The sequence below is a fragment of the Streptococcus mitis genome (assembly GCF_905187495.1).
Classification (GTDB): Bacteria; Bacillota; Bacilli; order Lactobacillales; family Streptococcaceae; genus Streptococcus; species Streptococcus mitis_CU.
In genome coordinates, this window is the sequence record NZ_CAJJIB010000151.1 from 177,512 (window position 1) to 197,351 (window position 19,840).

The 19,840-nt window shown below is 38.8% G+C and carries 5 protein-coding genes; 1 reads left to right on the top strand and 4 read right to left on the bottom strand.

Going from position 1 to position 19,840, the window contains the following annotated elements:
• Nucleotides 1-146 precede the first annotated feature (146 nt).
• Nucleotides 147-1,133 (top strand): L-lactate dehydrogenase, encoded by a 987-nt coding sequence (locus JQ843_RS07070; RefSeq protein WP_000204729.1) that lies wholly within the window; start codon nt 147-149, stop codon nt 1,131-1,133.
• A gap of 316 nt (nt 1,134-1,449) precedes the next feature.
• Here the strand turns inward: JQ843_RS07070 and pyk are convergent, their stop codons facing one another.
• From pyk to JQ843_RS07090, 4 genes are all read right to left on the bottom strand, one after another.
• Nucleotides 1,450-2,955 carry a pyruvate kinase gene (pyk, locus tag JQ843_RS07075; protein WP_020902894.1) on the bottom strand — a complete coding sequence of 502 codons (1,506 nt, stop codon included), beginning with the start codon at nt 2,953-2,955 and terminating at the stop codon, nt 1,450-1,452.
• Nucleotides 2,956-3,013: 58 nt separating this feature from the next.
• Complete coding sequence (gene pfkA, locus JQ843_RS07080) at nt 3,014-4,021, bottom strand: 6-phosphofructokinase (protein ID WP_000820863.1); 1,008 nt, start codon at nt 4,019-4,021, stop codon at nt 3,014-3,016.
• 81 nt (nt 4,022-4,102) lie between these two features.
• Nucleotides 4,103-7,204: a DNA polymerase III subunit alpha gene (locus JQ843_RS07085; RefSeq protein ID WP_203213264.1), complete on the bottom strand. Its 3,102-nt coding sequence runs from the start codon at nt 7,202-7,204 to the stop codon at nt 4,103-4,105.
• Between the two features lie 133 nt (nt 7,205-7,337).
• Nucleotides 7,338-19,787 carry a mucin-binding protein gene (locus JQ843_RS07090; protein ID WP_203213265.1) on the bottom strand — a complete coding sequence of 4,150 codons (12,450 nt, stop codon included), beginning with the start codon at nt 19,785-19,787 and terminating at the stop codon, nt 7,338-7,340.
• Between the last annotated feature and the right edge of the window lie 53 nt (nt 19,788-19,840).

A 19,840-nucleotide genomic window follows, 5' to 3' on the forward strand; every position in this document is an offset into this window, starting at 1 on the left:
ATGTCCGCTATATTTCAGGTATCTAAAACCACTAAAACGTTTACATCAAGAACTGAAATGTATATCCGTGACAAAGCTTTTTAAAAGTGATAAAATTGAAATAACTGGGGAAATCCCTGAATAAAATTAAGGAGATGTTTAGAATAATGACTTCAACTAAACAACACAAAAAAGTTATCCTTGTCGGTGATGGTGCTGTAGGTTCTTCTTACGCTTTTGCACTTGTTAACCAAGGAATTGCACAAGAGCTTGGAATTATCGAAATTCCACAATTGCATGAAAAAGCTGTTGGTGACGCCCTTGACCTTAGTCACGCCCTTGCCTTCACTTCACCTAAAAAAATCTATGCAGCTCAATACTCTGACTGTGCAGACGCTGACCTTGTTGTAATCACTGCAGGTGCGCCTCAAAAACCAGGTGAAACTCGTCTTGACCTTGTAGGTAAAAACCTTGCTATCAACAAATCAATCGTAACTCAAGTTGTTGAATCAGGTTTCAAAGGTATCTTCCTTGTTGCTGCTAACCCAGTTGACGTCTTGACTTACTCAACTTGGAAATTCTCTGGATTCCCTAAAGAACGCGTTATCGGTTCAGGTACTTCACTTGACTCAGCTCGTTTCCGTCAAGCACTTGCTGAAAAATTGGATGTTGATGCTCGTTCAGTGCACGCCTATATCATGGGTGAACACGGTGACTCTGAGTTCGCTGTTTGGTCACACGCTAACATCGCTGGTGTAAACCTTGAAGAATTCCTTAAAGACACTCAAAATGTTCAAGAAGCTGAATTGATTGAATTGTTCGAAGGTGTTCGTGATGCAGCTTACACAATCATCAACAAAAAAGGTGCAACATACTACGGTATCGCAGTAGCCCTTGCTCGTATTACTAAAGCAATCCTTGACGATGAAAACGCAGTACTTCCACTTTCAGTATTCCAAGAAGGTCAATATGGAGTTAAAAACGTCTTTATCGGTCAACCAGCTGTTGTAGGTGCACATGGTATTGTTCGTCCAGTAAATATCCCATTGAACGACGCAGAAACTCAAAAAATGCAAGCATCTGCAAATGAATTACAAGCTATTATTGACGAAGCATGGAAAAACCCAGAATTCCAAGCTGCTTCTAAAAACTAATTTAGATAGTAATAACTCCTTGAGTCATCAGGGAGTTATTTTTTATCTGTATTTGAACTAAACATTTTATGAAGTATACGTAAAAAACAACATAACTTTAAAAGCTATCGTGTCACAGTTTGGGCATAAATCCGAAAACTACCAATTAGATCTATCCTCACGTTACAAAAAGTCTGTAGCAAGCAGTATTTGACGAACTTGATACCGTCGCATTAAATCGAAAGTAAAAAGTTTTGCCCCATTTGTGCTCCATAGACAAAAAAGAGCCCATCATACAGGCTAGAAAGCTTGATATGATAGGCTTTTTAATGTTAGATTAACGTACTGTACGGATACGCATTGTGTTTGTACGAACAGCTTCTCCAACTGGTACACCAGCTACGATAACGATATCGTCACCAGATTGTACAAGTCCTGCTTCAACTGCTTTACGTTCAGCGATTTCGAACATATCGTCAGTTGATGATGGAGCATCTGTCAACATTGGGATAACACCCCAGTTCAACATCAATCCACGTTCTGTCAATTCGTCGAATGTCAATGCCAAGATGTCAGCATTTGGACGGTATTTAGAGATCAAACGTGCAGTGTGACCTGTCTTAGTAAGAGTTACAACCAATTTGATATCCATTGAGTTAGTAGCATCTTTAACAGCTGAAGCCATTACTTCTGTCTTAGAGTTACGTTCAAATGAATCTGAGTTCAAACGACCGTATTCGTTAAGAAGAGTTTGAGCGTTCTTGTCGATTGTAGCCATTGTAGTTACTGACTCAAGTGGGTATTTACCATTTGCAGACTCACCTGAAAGCATTGTTGCGTCAGTTCCATCGATAACAGCGTTAAATACGTCTGATACTTCTGAACGAGTTGCACGTGGTTTTTCAGTCATTGTTTCAAGCATGTTTGTTGCAGTGATAACAACTTTACCTGCAGCATTGACTTTAGTGATGATCATTTTTTGGTAAACTGGAACCATTTCGAATGGTACTTCGATACCCATGTCACCACGAGCAATCATGATACCATCAGCAGCTTCGATGATTTCATCCAAGTTATCGATACCTTGTTGGTTTTCGATTTTAGCGAACAATTGAACATGTCCATTTCCAGTTTCTTCACAGATTGCACGAACTTCGTTAACGTCTTTAGCAGTACGTACGAATGAAATCGCGATGAAGTTGATACCTTGTTCAAGACCGAAGCGGATATCATCGTTATCACGATCAGCAAGAGCTGGGAAAGGAATTTTAGTGTTAGGGATGTTAACACCTTTTTGTTTAGCAATTACGCCATCGTTTTCAACTTCAACTTCAAATTCACGAGTTGCATCATCTTTAGCAACCACACGAAGACCAAGTTTACCATCGTCAACCAAAACTTGACGACCAACTTCAACATCATCATAGATATCAAGAGCACCAGCAACGTTCAATGCAATCACATCACGAGTTGATTTGATTCCTTGTTTAGTCGCAACACGGATTTTCTCACCAGTTTTGTATGAATACTCTTTAGCTTCACCTTCGAACAATTCTGTGCGGATTTCTGGTCCTTTAGTATCAAGAAGGAAACCAACTTTTTTACCTGCAAGTTTTTCTGCGAGTTTAACAGTTGCCATACGCTCACCTTGTTCTTGGTGGTCACCGTGTGAGAAGTTAAAACGGAATGTGTTAGCACCAGCTTCAATCAATTTAGCAATGTTTTTAGCTGAAGCTTCTACATCAAGTTTTTCACCCCAGTATCCATCATCACCGAATTTTTTACCACCACGGATTTCTACCGCAGGTCCCAAAGTTGCAACGATTTTTACACGTTTATTCATGATTTTTGTGACTCCTTTATATATATGACCTTTTTGGTCTTATTAACTAAATTATAAATTATGACAAGCTCTTATTCAAGCTAGATAGCTCAAGGTCAGCCTTGTGTGGGTTGTTAACCACAATCTTACCATCTGCAGTAAGGCTAAACAATGCTCCTTCTTCTGCAGTTCCAAGAATTGGATTTTCAACCATTTTCTCGTTACGGATACCAACCGCAACACCACCGATACCTTCTTTAAGAAGTTTAACAGCATGGGCACCCATACGTGACGCCAAAACACGGTCACGCGCAGTTGGAGAACCACCACGTTGAATATGTCCAAGTTCTGTCACACGAAGGTCGCTTGTATCCCCAGCTTCTTTTAGTTTTTGACCAAATTCAGCTGCTGACATAACACCTTCTGCCAAGACGATGATATTGTGTTTTTTACCACACTCATAACCGCATTTAATGCTTTCAACGATATCTTCAATCTTGAATCCTTCTTCAGGAATGATGATTTCATCAGCACCAGTTGCAATACCAGCCCAAAGAGCGATATCACCAGCGTTACGTCCCATAACTTCGATAACAAATGTACGACGGTGACTTGATGATGTATCACGAATCTTATCGATAGCGTCCATAGCAGTCGTAACTGCTGTGTCAAAACCGATTGTAAAGTCAGTACCAACGATATCGTTATCGATTGTACCTGGAAGACCGATAGCTGGGAAGCCATGCTCAGTCAAACGCATAGCACCGTGGTAAGATCCGTCACCACCAATAACAACTACACCTTCAATCCCGTGTTTTTTCAATTGCTCAATCCCTTTAAGTTGCCCTTCAAGTTGAGCGAACTCTGGGTAGCGAGCTGAGTGAAGGAAAGTACCACCACGAGAAATGATGTCCCCTACTGAAGCTGCATCTAGGGGATGAATTTCACCGGCAACCATACCAGCATATCCATCATAGATACCAAACACTTCCATTCCTTCTGAAATTGCTTGACGAACAACTGCACGGATGGCAGCGTTCATACCAGGGGCGTCTCCACCACTAGTCAAAACAGCAATACGTTTCATATTGGTTATGCTCCTTTTTCTTTTAACATTCTTACTGATTATACCACATTTACGTTGAAAATTCTTCTATTTTCCGTAATTTTAGCGATAAATCGTTTTCATAACGATTCCATTCAATTTCGCCTCTAATTCATCAGATTTAGCTACAAAATGGTTTGGAGAAACAATTGTTCTCTGCTCCTCTTCATACCTGATAATGACTGGGATTGGGCCTTTATACTGGTCTAAAATACGTGACATTTCTTGATCCGAGTCATGATTTTTCACCTGAATCCAAAAGCGCTCAGCCACTGCTTCTCTTATTTCTTGTGCAATCATTTGCAGACGACCGTCACGTGACTGGACTTTCCCTTTGATATAGTAGAATGCCCCTTCTCTTACTTCCTGACCAATCTGTCGATATAAATCTGAAAAGAAGGTAACATCCAATTTTTTCTTACTGTCATCCACCTGTAAGAAAGCCATATTTTCACCCTTTTTGGTACGAATTACTTTTATCTTCTGAACTTCAACCAATATAATAGCATAGCTATTTTCTGATAAATTACTAATAGGAGTGATCGGATAAATAGCCTTACTTGCAATAGCTTGTAGTGGATGTTTGCTGACGCCTACTCCTAGAAGCTCTTGTTCCATGTAGAATTTTTCTTGCTCCGTCCAGTCCTCCGAATCTTGCCAACTATAGATGGTCTCTCCAAATAAGCTTCCTAATACTTTCACAAATTCAAATAGATTAGATAAGTTATTGAATACTTTTTTACGATTTTTTTCAAATGAATCGAAAAGACCAACTTTTACCAAAGGTTCCATCAAGGGAAGTTTCAAATAATTCTCAGGTAGTTTAGCTAAAAAATCTTCAATATTAGAATAAGGTCTATGTTCAATAATCCAAAGCGCCAAATCCTTGCTGAGCCCCTGAATCGATTTCAAACCTAGATAGATAGACTTGTTGGCAATTTTATCATGATAGGGAATGGTATTGATGGACAATGGCACTACTTCAAAGCCTGCTTCAAGTGCATCTGTTAGGTAATCACTGTTGGAAGAATTCAACATGATCTGATAAAAAATAGTTGGATAATGCGTTTTGAAATAGGCCAACTGGAAGGCCAAGGCTGAGTAGGCATAGGCGTGAGATCGGTTAAATCCATAACCTGCAAACTTCTCCATGACATCAAAGACCTGCTCTGCCTTTTCCCTAGTATGACCAGCTTCTAATGCTCCCTGAATAAAGGATTCCCTCATTTCATGCATGGCAGAGGCATCCTTTTTCCCCATAGCCCGACGTAAAATATCGGCTTTTCCGAGGCTAAATCCAGCAAATCGCTGAGCAACCTGCATAACCTGCTCCTGATAGAGCATGATGCCGTAGGTTGGAGCCAAAATATCCTCCAGAGCTGGATCTAGAACAGTCACTTCTTCCTGCCCATGTTTTCTTGCCACAAAATTATTGATATAGTCACTAGCACCTGGTCGATTTAGGGAAGTAGTTGCTACGACATCTTCAAAACAGACAGGCTGAACACGCTTGAGCAGGCGAATAGCACCAGGTTGCTCAAATTGAAAGATACCTTTTGTATTACCAGACGCAAACAAAGCTAGGGTGTCGTTGTCTTCTAAATCGATTTCTTCAATTTTCAAGTGAATACCTTCTGTTTCAGCAAGCAACTCTTGCATTTTCTGGACAAATGTCAAATTTCGCAATCCCAGAAAGTCCATTTTCAATAGCCCGCTAGATTCAACTCCATGAGCATCATACTGAGTCAGTGGAATTTCGTCACCATGCTTTAGTGGGATATAGTCTGTCAAATCTTGGTCACTGATTACAACACCAGCCGCATGGACAGAGGTTTGTCTTGGATATCCCTCAATCTTGCAGGCAATTTCAAAGGCTTTTTGGTATTCTAACTTACTATTGATTTGTTGACGAAACTGGAGGTTACCCTCATAGGCCGACTTGAGATTATCACGAAAACTGATTTTCTTAGTAATTGCAGATAATTCATACTCTGGCACACCAAAACGTTTCAAGACATCTCGAAGAGCTTGCTTGGCCCCAAAGGTAGAAAAAGTAACAATTTGAGCCGCATGTTTACTACCATATTTATTACCAACATATCTGATAAAATCTGGACGATAAATATCTGGAATATCAATATCAATATCAGGCATGGTATAGCGTTCACGATTGAGGAAACGTTCAAAAATCAGATTTTTCTCTACTGGGTCAATCCCTGTAATGTCTAAAGCATAGGAAACCAAGCTACCAACTGCAGAACCTCGTCCCATTCCCATATAATAGCCATTCGAACGTCCAAAACGCAACAAATCCCAAACAACCAAGAAATAATCATCAAAGCCCATATCATGAATAACAGCCAATTCTTGGTCTAGACGGTCTTGATATTCTTTACCAGTTAACCCCTTCTGAGCAAGCCCCAATTCAGCACGTTCTCTCAACTCTTCTACTGCTGGTCTAGCTGGATTAAAGCGAGGCAATTTCAGACTAGTATCCAAGTCATAAGAGATACCTGAAATAAGCTTTTCTAAATTGTCCAAGGCTTGCGGAAAACGTTCTTGGAATAGTTTCTCTAAAGAACTAGCTGATATAAAAACATCTTGTTTCGAACGCAAAGAGACTTCTCTGAGCGGTAGATTTTCTTTAATCGCTGTTAATACTTGAAGAACTTCTCTATCCTTACTTTCAAATGTATTGACCCGATACAATGGTAAAATAGGATGGTGAAATTCGCTGGCCAGTGTTTCTGGGTAAACCCCTATATAGTAATCACAGCCTAGATTTAACAACTCAAGCTCTTCAAAATAAGGCACAATTACCACAATATCCTCTAGATACTGAGATAGAACTGACCAACTTTTCTCCCCCTGCATCTTGGCTGTTGAAAGTTTCATCAACTGCTGATAGCCCACACTAGATAAAGCTAAAAAGCGCAGATTCACATCCTTATCATCTACAATCACATTCATTTCAATCCCTAACAAAGGATGAATGCCGTATTTTTTTGTAACCTCTAGAAAGTCGAAAGCCCCATAAAGATTGTCAATATCCATCATAGCCAGATGAGTGTAGCCGAATTCTTTAGCTGCTCTCACATACTTGTCGATTGAAATGACACTCTCCATAAAACTATAGACTGTTTTTGTATCTAGTTGTGCGATCAATTTACACTTCTCCTCTATCGTTCTCACTATATTATACCATTTTCAAAAAGAGAAAGAAAAGAACCTGAGATAGTAAATCTCAAGTTCTTTCTTTATCTGATTGCAAGTCAGCATCTAATGAGAATCAAAATGATTATTCTTCATCTTCTCTTTTCTTACGAGCAATCAATCCAAATCCACTTAGGGCTCCTAGAAGTCCAAGTGCTGCAAGGCTAGCATGATCTTCTGTACCTGTATTTGGAAGTTCACGTTGACCATCCATGTATTGAGGTGTAGAAGGCGCTGCTGGTTGAGCTGGAGTTGCTGGAGTACCATTATTATTTCCGTTGTTATCTCCATTATCTGCAGGTGTTACAGGTTGTGGAGTTTCTGGTTCTGGTTTTGGCTCAGGTTTTGGTTCCGGCTTAGGCTCTGGTTTAGGAGTTGGAGCTGGAGTTGGACCTGGGTATGGAGTTGGATTTGGTGTAGGATCCTTAGGAATGTAGTTGATTGGTGTATCTTGCGTTGGATCACCAGGTACGTCTGGTACTTCGTATCCTTTCGTTGGATCATTTGGATCAACTGGTTTCAATGGTTGACCTTCTGGGTCTACAGGGATAAATCCTGGTACATAAGGCACTTTAGGTTTATCTGTTCCTGGTTTAGTTGGATCTTTAGGATCGTTTGGATATGTGATTGGATTTGTTGGTGTTCCTGGGATATTTGGAATCCATGAACCTAACTTATCGTAAATCACTGTTTCATTGATATCCTTGATTGTATCAGGAGTTACTTGTACATCTTTAGTTGATGATTCTAGATCACCAGCTTTAGCGATGTATCCTTTCACAACTGGTACTTGGTAACCGTTGAAGATATCATCGTTACGATCTGTTGTCCATTCACCATATGTGATTTCACCAGTTACTAAGTTAACTTTCGCTTCACGAGTGAACTTGATTGTTTCAACACGAGTTTCAGAAACTTCTTTTCCATTGCGATCTACATACTTGATCGTACGTGTAGCTGATTTCTCAGTTACAAGATCTTTCACAGTATTTGGCCATACTGGGCTGTTTGGATCGTTAGGGAATACTGGTTTACCTGGTTCTGGTGTAGATGGTGTCACAGGTGTTCCATCTGGATTCTTCGGTAAGTTTGGATCAGTTGGATCTACTGGTTTACCTGGTGTAACTGGAATAATTCTTTCAGCTACTGTTACAGTGAAGATTTGATCTACAGATTTATCTTTATCAAATACTCTGTCTGTATCTTTAGATGGGAACTCGTTCTTAACGACTCTGTATCCAGCTTTTTCAAGTTTTTCAATAGTCTTAGTTACTTCATCAACTTTAGACTTAGTGAAGTTCGCTCCTGAATCACCTTCATCAATTACTGGAGTTGATACTACTTTACCTTTTTCATCTACGAAGTTAGTGATAGCTTTTTGTTTATCAGTTACGTAAGTGATTCGCGTATCAGTTCCTGGATCTGTTGGTACTGGTGGTACTTCATATCCTTTAGTTGGATCGTTTGGATCTACTGGTGTTAATGGAACTAGTGGGTTATCCGGACTAATTGGTTTAGTTGGATCTTTTGGCACCACCGGTGTAGTTCCTGGGATATAAGGCACTTTAGGTTTATCAGTTCCAGGTTTAGTTGGATCTTTTGGATCGTTTGGATACGTAACCGGAGGAACTGGTGTAGAACCTTCTGGTACTTTTGGAATCCATGAACCAAGTTTAGTGTAGACAACTTCGATATTTTCATCTTTAGAGTCTGCAGTTAATCCTGTTGTAGCTGCTACTTCTTTTTGTTTGGCATCTTTCAGGATGTAGCCTTTAACGACTGGTGATTCAACTTTATCGAATGTTGTATCTCCATCTTTAGCTGTCCAGTTACCGTAAGTGATTTCACCTGTTACTGAATTGATCTTAGCTTCACGATTGAATGTAACTTTATCAGTTACTTTCTTAGCTACTTCCTCACCTTTTTCGTTAACATACTTAATTGTACGGTTCACGTGGCGAGTTGTATCAATCTTCTTGATTAGATCTTCAGTCCATTTTGGTCCATCAGGGTTCTTAGGATCGATTGGTTCACCTGGTTTTGGTTTATTTGGATCATTTGGATTTTCTGGATCTACTGGTTTGATTGGCTCAACGTGTGGTTTAACTGTAACTACGAAGCTTTGATCTACTTTCGTATCTTTATCGTAGTTCTTATCTGTAGCAGTTGTGAATCCGTCACTTACTAAGTCATATCCTAGAGCTTTCAATTCAGCAAGTTTAGCTACTGTACTGTAGTCGATTGGTTCTCCAGATTTACCTTCTAGGTTATCTGTGTGAAGTACTGTTCCTGTTCCTTCTACCACATAAGTTACTTTCGCTTTTTGAGTATCTTTCTCATAAGTGATTTGCGTATCTTCTGTTGGATTTTCAGGTGTTGGTGGAACATATCCTTTACTTGGATCGTTTGGATCTACTTGTTTCAGTGGATTTCCATTTGGATCTTTTGGAGTTGTTCCTGGAACGTGAGGAATCACTGTTGTTGGTGTTCCTGGTTTAGTTGGATCTGTTGGATCGTTTGGATATTGAGGTTTCTCAACTTTTGGAACTTCGAATCCTTCTGGTACTTTTGGTACATATTTACCTAGTGGTGTGTAAACAACATTTACTACAGAATCAGCTGCATCGTGAGCTACGTTCTCTACTTTTTCAGCTGCTTTAATATCCGCAACGTATCCGTCGATAACTGGTGATGTTACTTCAGCTAATGTTTGAGGTTCAGTCCAATCAGAAGTATAAGTGATTTCACCTGTTACTTTGTTTAAATCACCTTTACGAGAGTAACGAAGTTTTTGTTCTACAGTAGCTGCAGCTTCTTGACCACGTTTAGCTTCTTCTACTTTATCAGTATTAGCGTATCTGTAGTTGATTGTACGATTTACTTCATCTAGTAATCCTAGTTGTTCGTATGTACGTTGTTTTGGATCTCCAGGTACTTTGTCTCCTGGTTTTGGAGTTGTGTTTGGATTGTTTGGATCTAGCGGTTTATCTGGATCGATTGGAGTGATTCCCTCTTTAACGATTACATAGTAAACTTGACTAATTCCATCATTACCTTTGTCATCCTTGTCATCAAATGTACGGTTAGCTTCTGCGTAGAATGCTACACGTTCTGCTGTATAAGCTGCATCAGTTGGAGCAACAACATCATAACCTTTAGCTTCTAATTCAGCTTTAACGTTATCAATGTTTGTTGTCTTGATTGCTTTACCTGTATCTCCTGCTTCCGCAACTGATACGTGAACTGCAGTACCATCCTCTTTAATGAAGTGAACTAGAGCTACTTGAGAACCATCTTTAACATACGTAATTGTAGTGTTTTGAGTTGGATCTTCTGGCTGTTTCGGTACTTCATATCCTTTCGTTGGATCGTTAGGATCTTTCGGAGTTAATGGTTTACCGTTTGGACCTACTGGTGTTGTTCCAGGGATGTATGGTACTACTGGAGTTTCAGTAGGTGTTCCTGGTTTTGTAGGATCTTCACTGGTTGGATCTTCATATGGTTTTGGTGTTAAGTCAGCATCCGCTGGAGGTGTTACTCCTTCTGGAATTACTGGCACATATGAACCAAGTTTGCGGTAGATGATTGTTTCTTCGCTATCTTTATCAGTAGCTTTAACCTCTGTACGCTCTGTAGATTTAGCTGCTGAAGCTACATATCCTGGTTTGTTTGGAGTTGTTACAGCGTCGATTGTTGTATCATTGTCTTTAGCTGTCCATGTACCAAAGTTAGAGATTGCTCCTGTTACTGGATCTAAGTCAGCTGTACGAGTGAATGTTAATGTTTGTACATTGTCAGGGATACCTGCATCTGATCCGTCAGCTAGTTTGTAGTGAACTGTGTGTGTTACTTCTTCGATTAATCCTAATTCTTTGTAAGTACGTCCTTTTGGATCGTTTGGTACTTTGTCTTCAGGTTTAGGAGTAACATTTGGAGTATTTGGATCTACTGGCTTACTTGGATCGATATTTGCTGGTTTGGTAGTATAGATTACTGTTTCAGTAATATCCTCAGCAGTTGCTGTTACTTCTGTCGCTGGTACAGTCTCTTTATCTGGAGTGAAGTTTGTAACTTTTGGTGAAGTTACAGCTTCAAATGTTTGAGCTGGTGACCATTCTCCGAATGTAACCTTACCAGTTACTGGATTGATAGTTGCTGAACGTTTGAACTCTTTAGTTTCTTGTACTGAATCAGCAGCCTTTGAACCATCTGCGTAAACATACTTGATTGTACGTTTCACTTCCTCTTTACGTCCGTCTTCTAACTCTTTGATTAACTCTGGAGTCCATTTTGGTCCTGTTGGATTATTTGGATCGATTGGTTGATCTTTAGTTGGAGTTGGGTCGTTTGGATTTACAGTAATTGGCTTAGCAGTTACTAGGACTTTGTATACTTGGTTAGTCTTAGAATCTGCATCGAATGTACCATCTGTTGGGTAGTTGTTTTCTACAACTGTATAACCTTTAGCTTTTAGTGCTTCAATTGTTGCTGTTACATCTGCAGCTTTAGTGAATGCTTTTCCTGTATCACCAGTATCTACTACTGATTCTGCAACTGCACCTTTTTCAGTCTTATCCGTTTCACTGTTTACTTCGATGAAGTGAACAATCGCTACTTGTGATCCATCTTTAACATAGGTAATTGTAGTGTTCTCTGTTGGATCTGTTGGTAAGTCTGGTACTTCATATCCTTTGCTTGGATCGTTAGGATCTTTCGGTGTTAATGGTTTTCCATTTGGTCCTACCGGTGTTGTTCCAGGAATGTATGGAACTACTGGAGTTTCAGTAGGTGTCCCTGGTTTTGTAGGATCTGCTGGAGTTGCATTTGGATATGGTTTTGGATTTAGGTCAGCATCTGCCGGAGGTGTGATGCCTTCTGGTACTACTGGTACATATGAACCAAGTTTACGGTAGATAATTGTTTCTTCACTATCTTTATCCGTAGCTGATACATTTGTACGTTCTGTAGATGTTTTCGCTGAAGCCACGTATCCATCTTTATTTGGTGTTGTTACAGCATCAATTGTTGTATCTCCACCTTTAGCTTTCCATGTACCGTAGTTAGAGATTGCTCCTGTTACTGGATCTACCTCTGCGGTACGTGTAAATGTTAATGTTTGTACATTATCAGCGATACCTGCATCTGAACCGTCTTCAAGTTTGTAGTGAACTGTGTGTGTTACTTCTTCAACTAAACCTAGTTCTCTGTATGTACGTCCTTTTGGATCGTTAGGAACTACATCATCAGGTTGTGGAGTAACATTTGGATTTGTTGGATCTGTTGGTTTGTTAGGATCTACAGTTGTTGGTTTTGTAGAGTAGATTACTGTCTCTTCAAAGTCTTTATCTGTAGCCGCTACAGTTTTCGCTGGCACATCTGCAACTGTTGGTGTTACACCTGCAACTGCCGCAGTGTATTTCTCAAGTGTTGGAGAAGTTACTGCTTCGAATGTTTGATCAGCCGACCAATCTCCGTATGTGATTTCTCCTGTCGCTACATTAATCTTACCAGAACGTGTGAATTTAAGTGTTTTGACTTTCTTATCAGCTACACTTGTTAAATCAGATTCTGCTACTGGAGTACCGTCTTCGTATACATACTTAATAGTACGTGTTACTTCTTCTTGTACTTTCACAGCATTGATTAATGCTTCAGTCCATTTTGGTCCATCTGGATTATTTGGATCGATTGGTGTTACACCTGGAGTTGGTTTTGGATTTTCATTACTTGCTGGTTTTGTTGGATCAAATGATGGAATATCAACTACCTTAGCTTTGAATTTCACAACATATTCTTGATCAACAGCTGCATCTTTATCGAATTTATCAGTTGATACAAATCCATTATTTACTAATTCGTAACCTTTTTTCTTCAATTCGGCAATTTTAGCTTCAACTGAAGTTGCTGTTGTAGCTGGGTAAGCTGCTTCAGATTTACCTGTTACTGCGATTGGATCTGCAAGACCTGGAGTAATGACTTTATCTGTATTAGTAGGGTCTACTTCTACGAATTTAACTACAGCTTTTTGATCTACTGGAGAGTATTTAACAGTAACTAGCAGTTTATCTGGACTTGATTCTGGATCGATGTCCGCTGTTGCTTCTACTAGGGCATTGTCAGGTAAATATCCTGGAACAGTAGGAGATGTTACATTATTAAATCTTCTATCACTATCTTCTTGAGTTACTTCTGTTTCCACTCCTGTTGTTGGAGAAATCTTCGATATTTTTCCTGCTGAAGCTTCCCATTTACCATAACTAACCGCTGCTTTTGCTTCTGCTGTTGCGTTAGCTTCTTTAGCTTTATTTTCTACAAACTTAAATAATGTAGCTTTTGCATCTTCAGCTGCTTTAGAATTTTCTCCACTTGCTTTTACAACATCATTATATTTTTTATATTCTTCTGGATATAATCTTGAAGTTGCTGCAAGATCAAGTTTACGAGTACGCGTAAATGTTAGAGTTTCTTTTACTCTATCCGCTTTGTCATTATCATTAACTTTTACAAATGCTTCTTTTCTATCAGCTGGAATTTCATCAGCTAGATTTTTGTCTGCTACATCTGCTACTGCTTTATCAGCATAAACATAGTCAATATAACGTGTTACTGTTCTCGTTTCGTTGTCTGAAGCTGAAAGTTCAGTTTTCTTATGACGTAGATATACGTTGAATGGTTGATCAACATCTTTATCATTATCAAATGTGCGTCCATCTGCGATAGCCTTACCTTGAGCATCATTTGTATAGTCATCTGTTACTAATTCATAACCAAGATCCTCATATTTCTTAATAGTTTCTGCTGTTAAGTAAGGAATCTTCGTATGAGATTTACCTTGAAGTTTCTCTACGTTATAAGTTGTTTTCGCATCTGGATTTGTTGCAGGAGCAGTTGCCGCTGTTTGTATTTCAAGAATACGAGCATCTCCTGTTGCATCTAAGTCGATATACGTTACATTCGCTTTTTGTTTATCAGCTTTATAAACAACATACATATCGAAGTCATCTTTGTCGTCTGAACGAACTTCTGATACTAATGGTTCATAAGCTCCAACGTCTTTCGTATTATCAGCTACTGGAGTATATAATCCAACAGGTTGTTTACCATTGTGAATGTGTCCCATCTTACCATCAGCATTCGGTGTGAAGTTAGCTGTTACTACTTCAGCAGTGTATCCTTTAACAGTTGGTGAGATAATTTCTTTGAATTTAGAGTTTGCATCACTTGAAGCTGTCCATTTACCAATGATAATTGAACCTTGATTGAACTGTGTTCCTGCTGGGATAGTATCTCCAACTTTATAAACATGGCCAGTTGCATCTGTAACTTGGTTCGCAGTTGTAATCGCAGTATCAGTAGTTCCTGCTTCAGAGAAGATCTTGTATTCACGAGTATAGTCAATCGTTTGTGTACGAGTAACTGGTGTGTTATCGATAGCTACGATTGGATCATTATCTTTATAAGAATCTTGACTTGCTGGATTATCATTATCATTTTCGTATACATAGTGAATTGTACGAGTAATCGATGCTTTTGATTGTGGTTTAACTATTGGAATATATTTCGCTTTACCATAGTCAGTTCCATATTTACTTGTTACAGAATCCCCTGCTACTTTATCGTTATAGTCGATATCAGGTTGTTGTTTTACTACACCTGTACCTGTACCTACGAACTTAGGATGTGGAGTAAATTTAATTTCACCACTATCTTGATTTAATGTGTACGTACCTTCATTTTCGATTACGATTTCTGTATCTGTTACTTTAGTATAGCTACGAGGTACTGTTGTAACTTCTCCAGTTTCAGGATCAATATGAACTGCATCTGGAAGTTTAGAACCCATTAAGTTCTCATACGTTGTTGCTTCGCGAGATCCTTTTGGAACAATATCATTGTTAGCGTTGTATGTTGTTCCGTTTAATGTGACACTCTCACCTTTCGGAACAAGCTGATCCGCTGGAGTCTCTTTCCCTAAAACAGAGAATTTATCAGCCGTAACTTGTGGAATAGTCTCACCATTTTGATATGTTTTCTTCCATGTAGTTATTTGAGCTCCTCCAGTTATCTTAAGTGGAGTAACAAGTTGATCACCTTTTTGAACTTTACTTCCTACTGGAATAACAACATTTGCTCCATTTCTTAAAACTGTTGTCGGCTCTGTAACTGTAGGTTCTGCACCTTCTAAAATTGCTCCTGCAGGTACTGAACCAGTACCATATCGAACATTACTTACAAGTACATCTCCTGTTCCATTAACTGTCACAGCTTCAGTTTCAGCGATTCTTGTATTTGCAGGAATCTTATCAGCCGGTTTGAATGTTGCTGTGTTTCCACTAGGTAATGTTACTTCTGTTTCTTTATCAACTTTTGTATCTTCAGTATATACTTTTCCAGGAATTTCTTTTTTAGTTGCTAAAGTTGGTTTTTTAGTTTTATCTAAAATTGCAAAATTCGCTGTATACTTCGTATCTTCAATCTTATCATTTGTTACTGTTTCAACAGTTGCATAAGCAGGAATGGTTGGATTAGATTTTTGCTCGGCACCTTGTACATCTTCTGTAATTGTGTCTTCACCTACTGGACGTACGTCAATAACAGTTGGAATATAGCTAGTATCCATTGATTTGTAGCCGTTATTTCCATTATTTACATTTTCAAGAACCTTGTCTTTTTCTGCTAGTGTAGTAGATGTTTTAGAAGCTTCGATAGTATCATTTGTTGCTTCCCAACCAGTTGAACTATTGTTATCATCCCATGCACGAACTGCAATACCTTTTGCTGTACCTACATATGCGTCTACCGGTTTAAAGGTTAAAGTAGTTTCATATAGACCATTACCAATAGAAACATTCTTACCGTTACTTGCTGGGTTTACTTTATATGTACCTACTTCATTTCCTGCAGTATCATATTCAGTATATGTGTCAAGTAAGTATTCTGTTTTGTTATTCAATGGATTTGTAATTTTTAGACCTTTACCGAGAACTTTATTGTTCTTATCTTTAACGGTTACATACTCTCCAGTGAATACTGTTGCACCATTACGTTCAACGAAAACTTTACCATTATCACCTTTACGATAGTTTGATGGTAATTCGCTATCTGTTGGTGTGTACGCTTCTTCTGACGCCACTTGTTTATCTGTTAAAACAATTTTCGGTGGTAAGCTTTCATTTTCAATCTGAGCCCATTGTTTATATTTGGAATCTTTGTTTTTACCACTAGCTGTAAACATCGCATTTGTTGGTAACTTAACAGTTTGTTCACGACCTTGGAAGTCACTGGTTTCATGTTTAGTACCGCGTGGCATGTGAATCACATGTGTTTCAAAGTCTTCTACTTCCCCTGATGATGCTACACCTGTTGGTTCTAGAATTTCATCTTTAGTTAACGAAATACGTAAACGCACACCTAAGCTATCTGCTGAAGTATCTAATAATTGAGGTGTATTTTTAAATTTAATATTGTAAGTTCCGTTTTTGTTAACTTCTACAATTTCTGAAGATTCATTAAGATCGAATTTACCATTATTATTAAAATCTACCCAACCACGAACATAGGCTTTGTCATTATTGACACCAAGATTAGCACGAACTCCTTCAAGAACATATTCATTTCCTTGTGCTTGGCGGAGTTTATACTCAGTTGCCACCGCTGGATCAAGTAATTGACTTTCTCCTTCATCGCCAAGAGTACCTTCACCTAAAGCACCAGTTGTATGGTTATAAACCCCACGGATTGGAAGCTTCGTTTGAGGATTTGCCATCTCAATAACATCACCTTGATTCAAAAGCACACGAGTGTTATCAGCTTTTTCAATAACAGCATTTCCATTTGGTAATAATAAGTATTTACCTGTCACACCCTTATCTGTTGTTACAATTGTTTTTCCTGATTCTAATGGTGTTTCTTTATATTTCTCAGATGTGATTAAGTCATCTAGTACCCAGCCACCTGAAGGGTCAGTTTTAGTTGAACGGAAATCTGGATCTCCTTTAACATTACCTAAGTATGGCTGAGTAGCTGTTACCTGAGTTTTCACACCATCTTTAATAACTTCTTTGTTAAAGTCCCCGATAATATGTTGTGCAGAGCCGTAAGATTGTGGAGCGTCTCCACCGTCATAAATCATGAAACCAATTGTTCCTGCTTGCGCACCTGCGGAGTTTAAATACATTGATAATGTTTTAACGTTTTGAGATAGAGCAATTGGTAATGAGTTTTTAGAACCCATAGATGTGTAGTTAGCTCCGAATGTATTTGTTCCATAAGCAGAAGGGTTCCCATTTTCATCTACGTTAACCCAATCTTTTGGATTATACCCTGCTTCTGCAAGACGTCCATCAGCATTAACATCACTTTGTCTACTTGGATAAACTCCTTGAGCAGTTTTTTCATCAATGTCTTTTTGAAGGTTTAACGCCATGAATTGTTCCCATTTCGTTCCATCTGTCTCGAATTGAACAATTTCAGTACGTCCAGCTTCTTCTGCATCCGCAGCAATTACGTTAACATCTACGATACGCCCGTTATAAGTAGCAGAAAGTGCAAATGTTACCCCAACGTTTGATTCATCGCGAGACGATGTAAATGAAGTAAGCATTTCACTTCCATCTGGATTTGTTGTTGGAAGCCCAGCTTTTCTTAAGTATGACCATTGAGTATCTTGAGCTGTTATAAGTACATCCGCTTTTCTTTCGTTACCAATTTTTTTATAAAGATTAGCTGATCCTGATGGTACAGCCTTACCATTCACATTAATATAAGTGAACCCAGTTTCTGACAATTTTGTTGCAGATAACTTTTGAGTTTCAATAGCGTCATTATAAGCTTTTACCGCTGCATGGTAAGCAGCTGCTTTTGAATAGTAGGCATCTGTATTGGCAAATGTTTCTGTTGGGTATTCTGGTAGTGTTAATGCTACACCATTTACGGAAACTGTTGGATTATTAGCCAACGTTGTTTTGTTCTTAGTAGCATTTGCTTTGAATCTTTTGTCTTCAGCCTGTGCTTTTGCTAATTGTTTTTCCGAACCCCAATCACCATAATCACGTACAGCATTCACTGGTCCTGCTGGTGTTTTATTTGGATCAGACTCTACATTTTTCGAACCTAGTTTTATAACTGTGGCTGTTAAAGCATAGCCTTCAACCTTCGTTTTAACATTGAACTTCATACCTTCTTGTAAAGCTTCATAAATTTCATGATCATTTTGAGCTCCACCCGTGTAGTATAAATGTTCGACATATTTTGCAGTTCCTGAATTTAAGAATTTATCATCAGTCGTTAAGCCTTTTGAACCATCAGCATAGGTAACATCACGAACCATTGTGATTTTACCTGTTACAACATCACCATTTGGATATGTGATAGTTTTAGTAATAGGTTGCGCTAATTTTCTTGCAGGCCCTACTACAGTACCATTAGAGTAGGTAATAGATGCTGCTGCAAAGTCGAACCAGTTAATATTATTTTTAAGTTGCTCTAAGTTTTTTGTACCCGCAGTACCAACAACAGTATCTCCAGAAGGAATATTAGTTTTAACACCATTTATTGTAACAGTTGCTCCACCTGCAGTTCCGTTTCCTTTCTTCTCTACTTCAATCATAGAAGGATCCGTAATGCTTGGGTTGGCATTCATGATTTCACGTTTAACCGCAGCTATCTCTTCTTCTGTTAAATCATTAATATTTTTTACTGGAGTCTTAGTTGTAGGAGCTACGATTGCTGTATTGGTAGTAGTTTCACCTGCCAACACTGCTTCAACTTTACCTACGTGTCCTGCACGTTTCATCTCAGCATAAACTGCTTCGATAGCTGATGAGATACGTTGGAGTTGGGCATCCAATTCTTGCTTAGTGATTTCTCCAGCAGCAAGGGCTTTCTTAGATGCTTCGATTTGGACTTTAGCTGAAGCTACTGCGGTTGCGATTGCTTCTTTTCCAGCTTTATCTTCTGCCTTTTTATCCGCAAAGTTTGAGGCAGTTGTGTTCAATACTTCTGCTTCAGATGTCAACTGTTCAAGGACAGTTTTAGTAGCAGTAATTGGGTTTTCTGCTTTCTTTTCATCCTTTTTATCAGCTTTTTCATCAACTGCTTTATCAGCTTTTTTGTCAGTCGAAGGAGCAGTTAGTGTTGCTTTTTCTTTGTCAGCTGCTTCTGTTTTTTCAGTTGTAGCTGTCTCAGCTACTTTTTCATCTTTCTTAGATGCTTCAGCAGCTAATTTTGCAACTTCCTCATCACTCAAGGCCGGCTTTTCTACTACAGCCGCTTCTGTCGTAGCAGAAAGAGCTGGTGCCGTCTCATTTGCGACATTCTCACTTACCTTATCATCTTTTGGAGCAGATGCCACAGCTTCTGTTTTATTTTCAGTAGCTGTTTCTTCTGCTTTGGCAGTCGTTTGGGCAGCACCCAAAATCAAGGCTGTCCCCAACAGCACACTCGCAGCACCAAAATGATACTTACGAATAGAGAAACGTTGGCTCAAGCCATACCAATCAAAAGATTTATTTTTTTGTCTTTTTGATTTATACATAATGTTCACTTTCCACATTTTTTTATGTAATTTCGAATTACAATTATATAGTA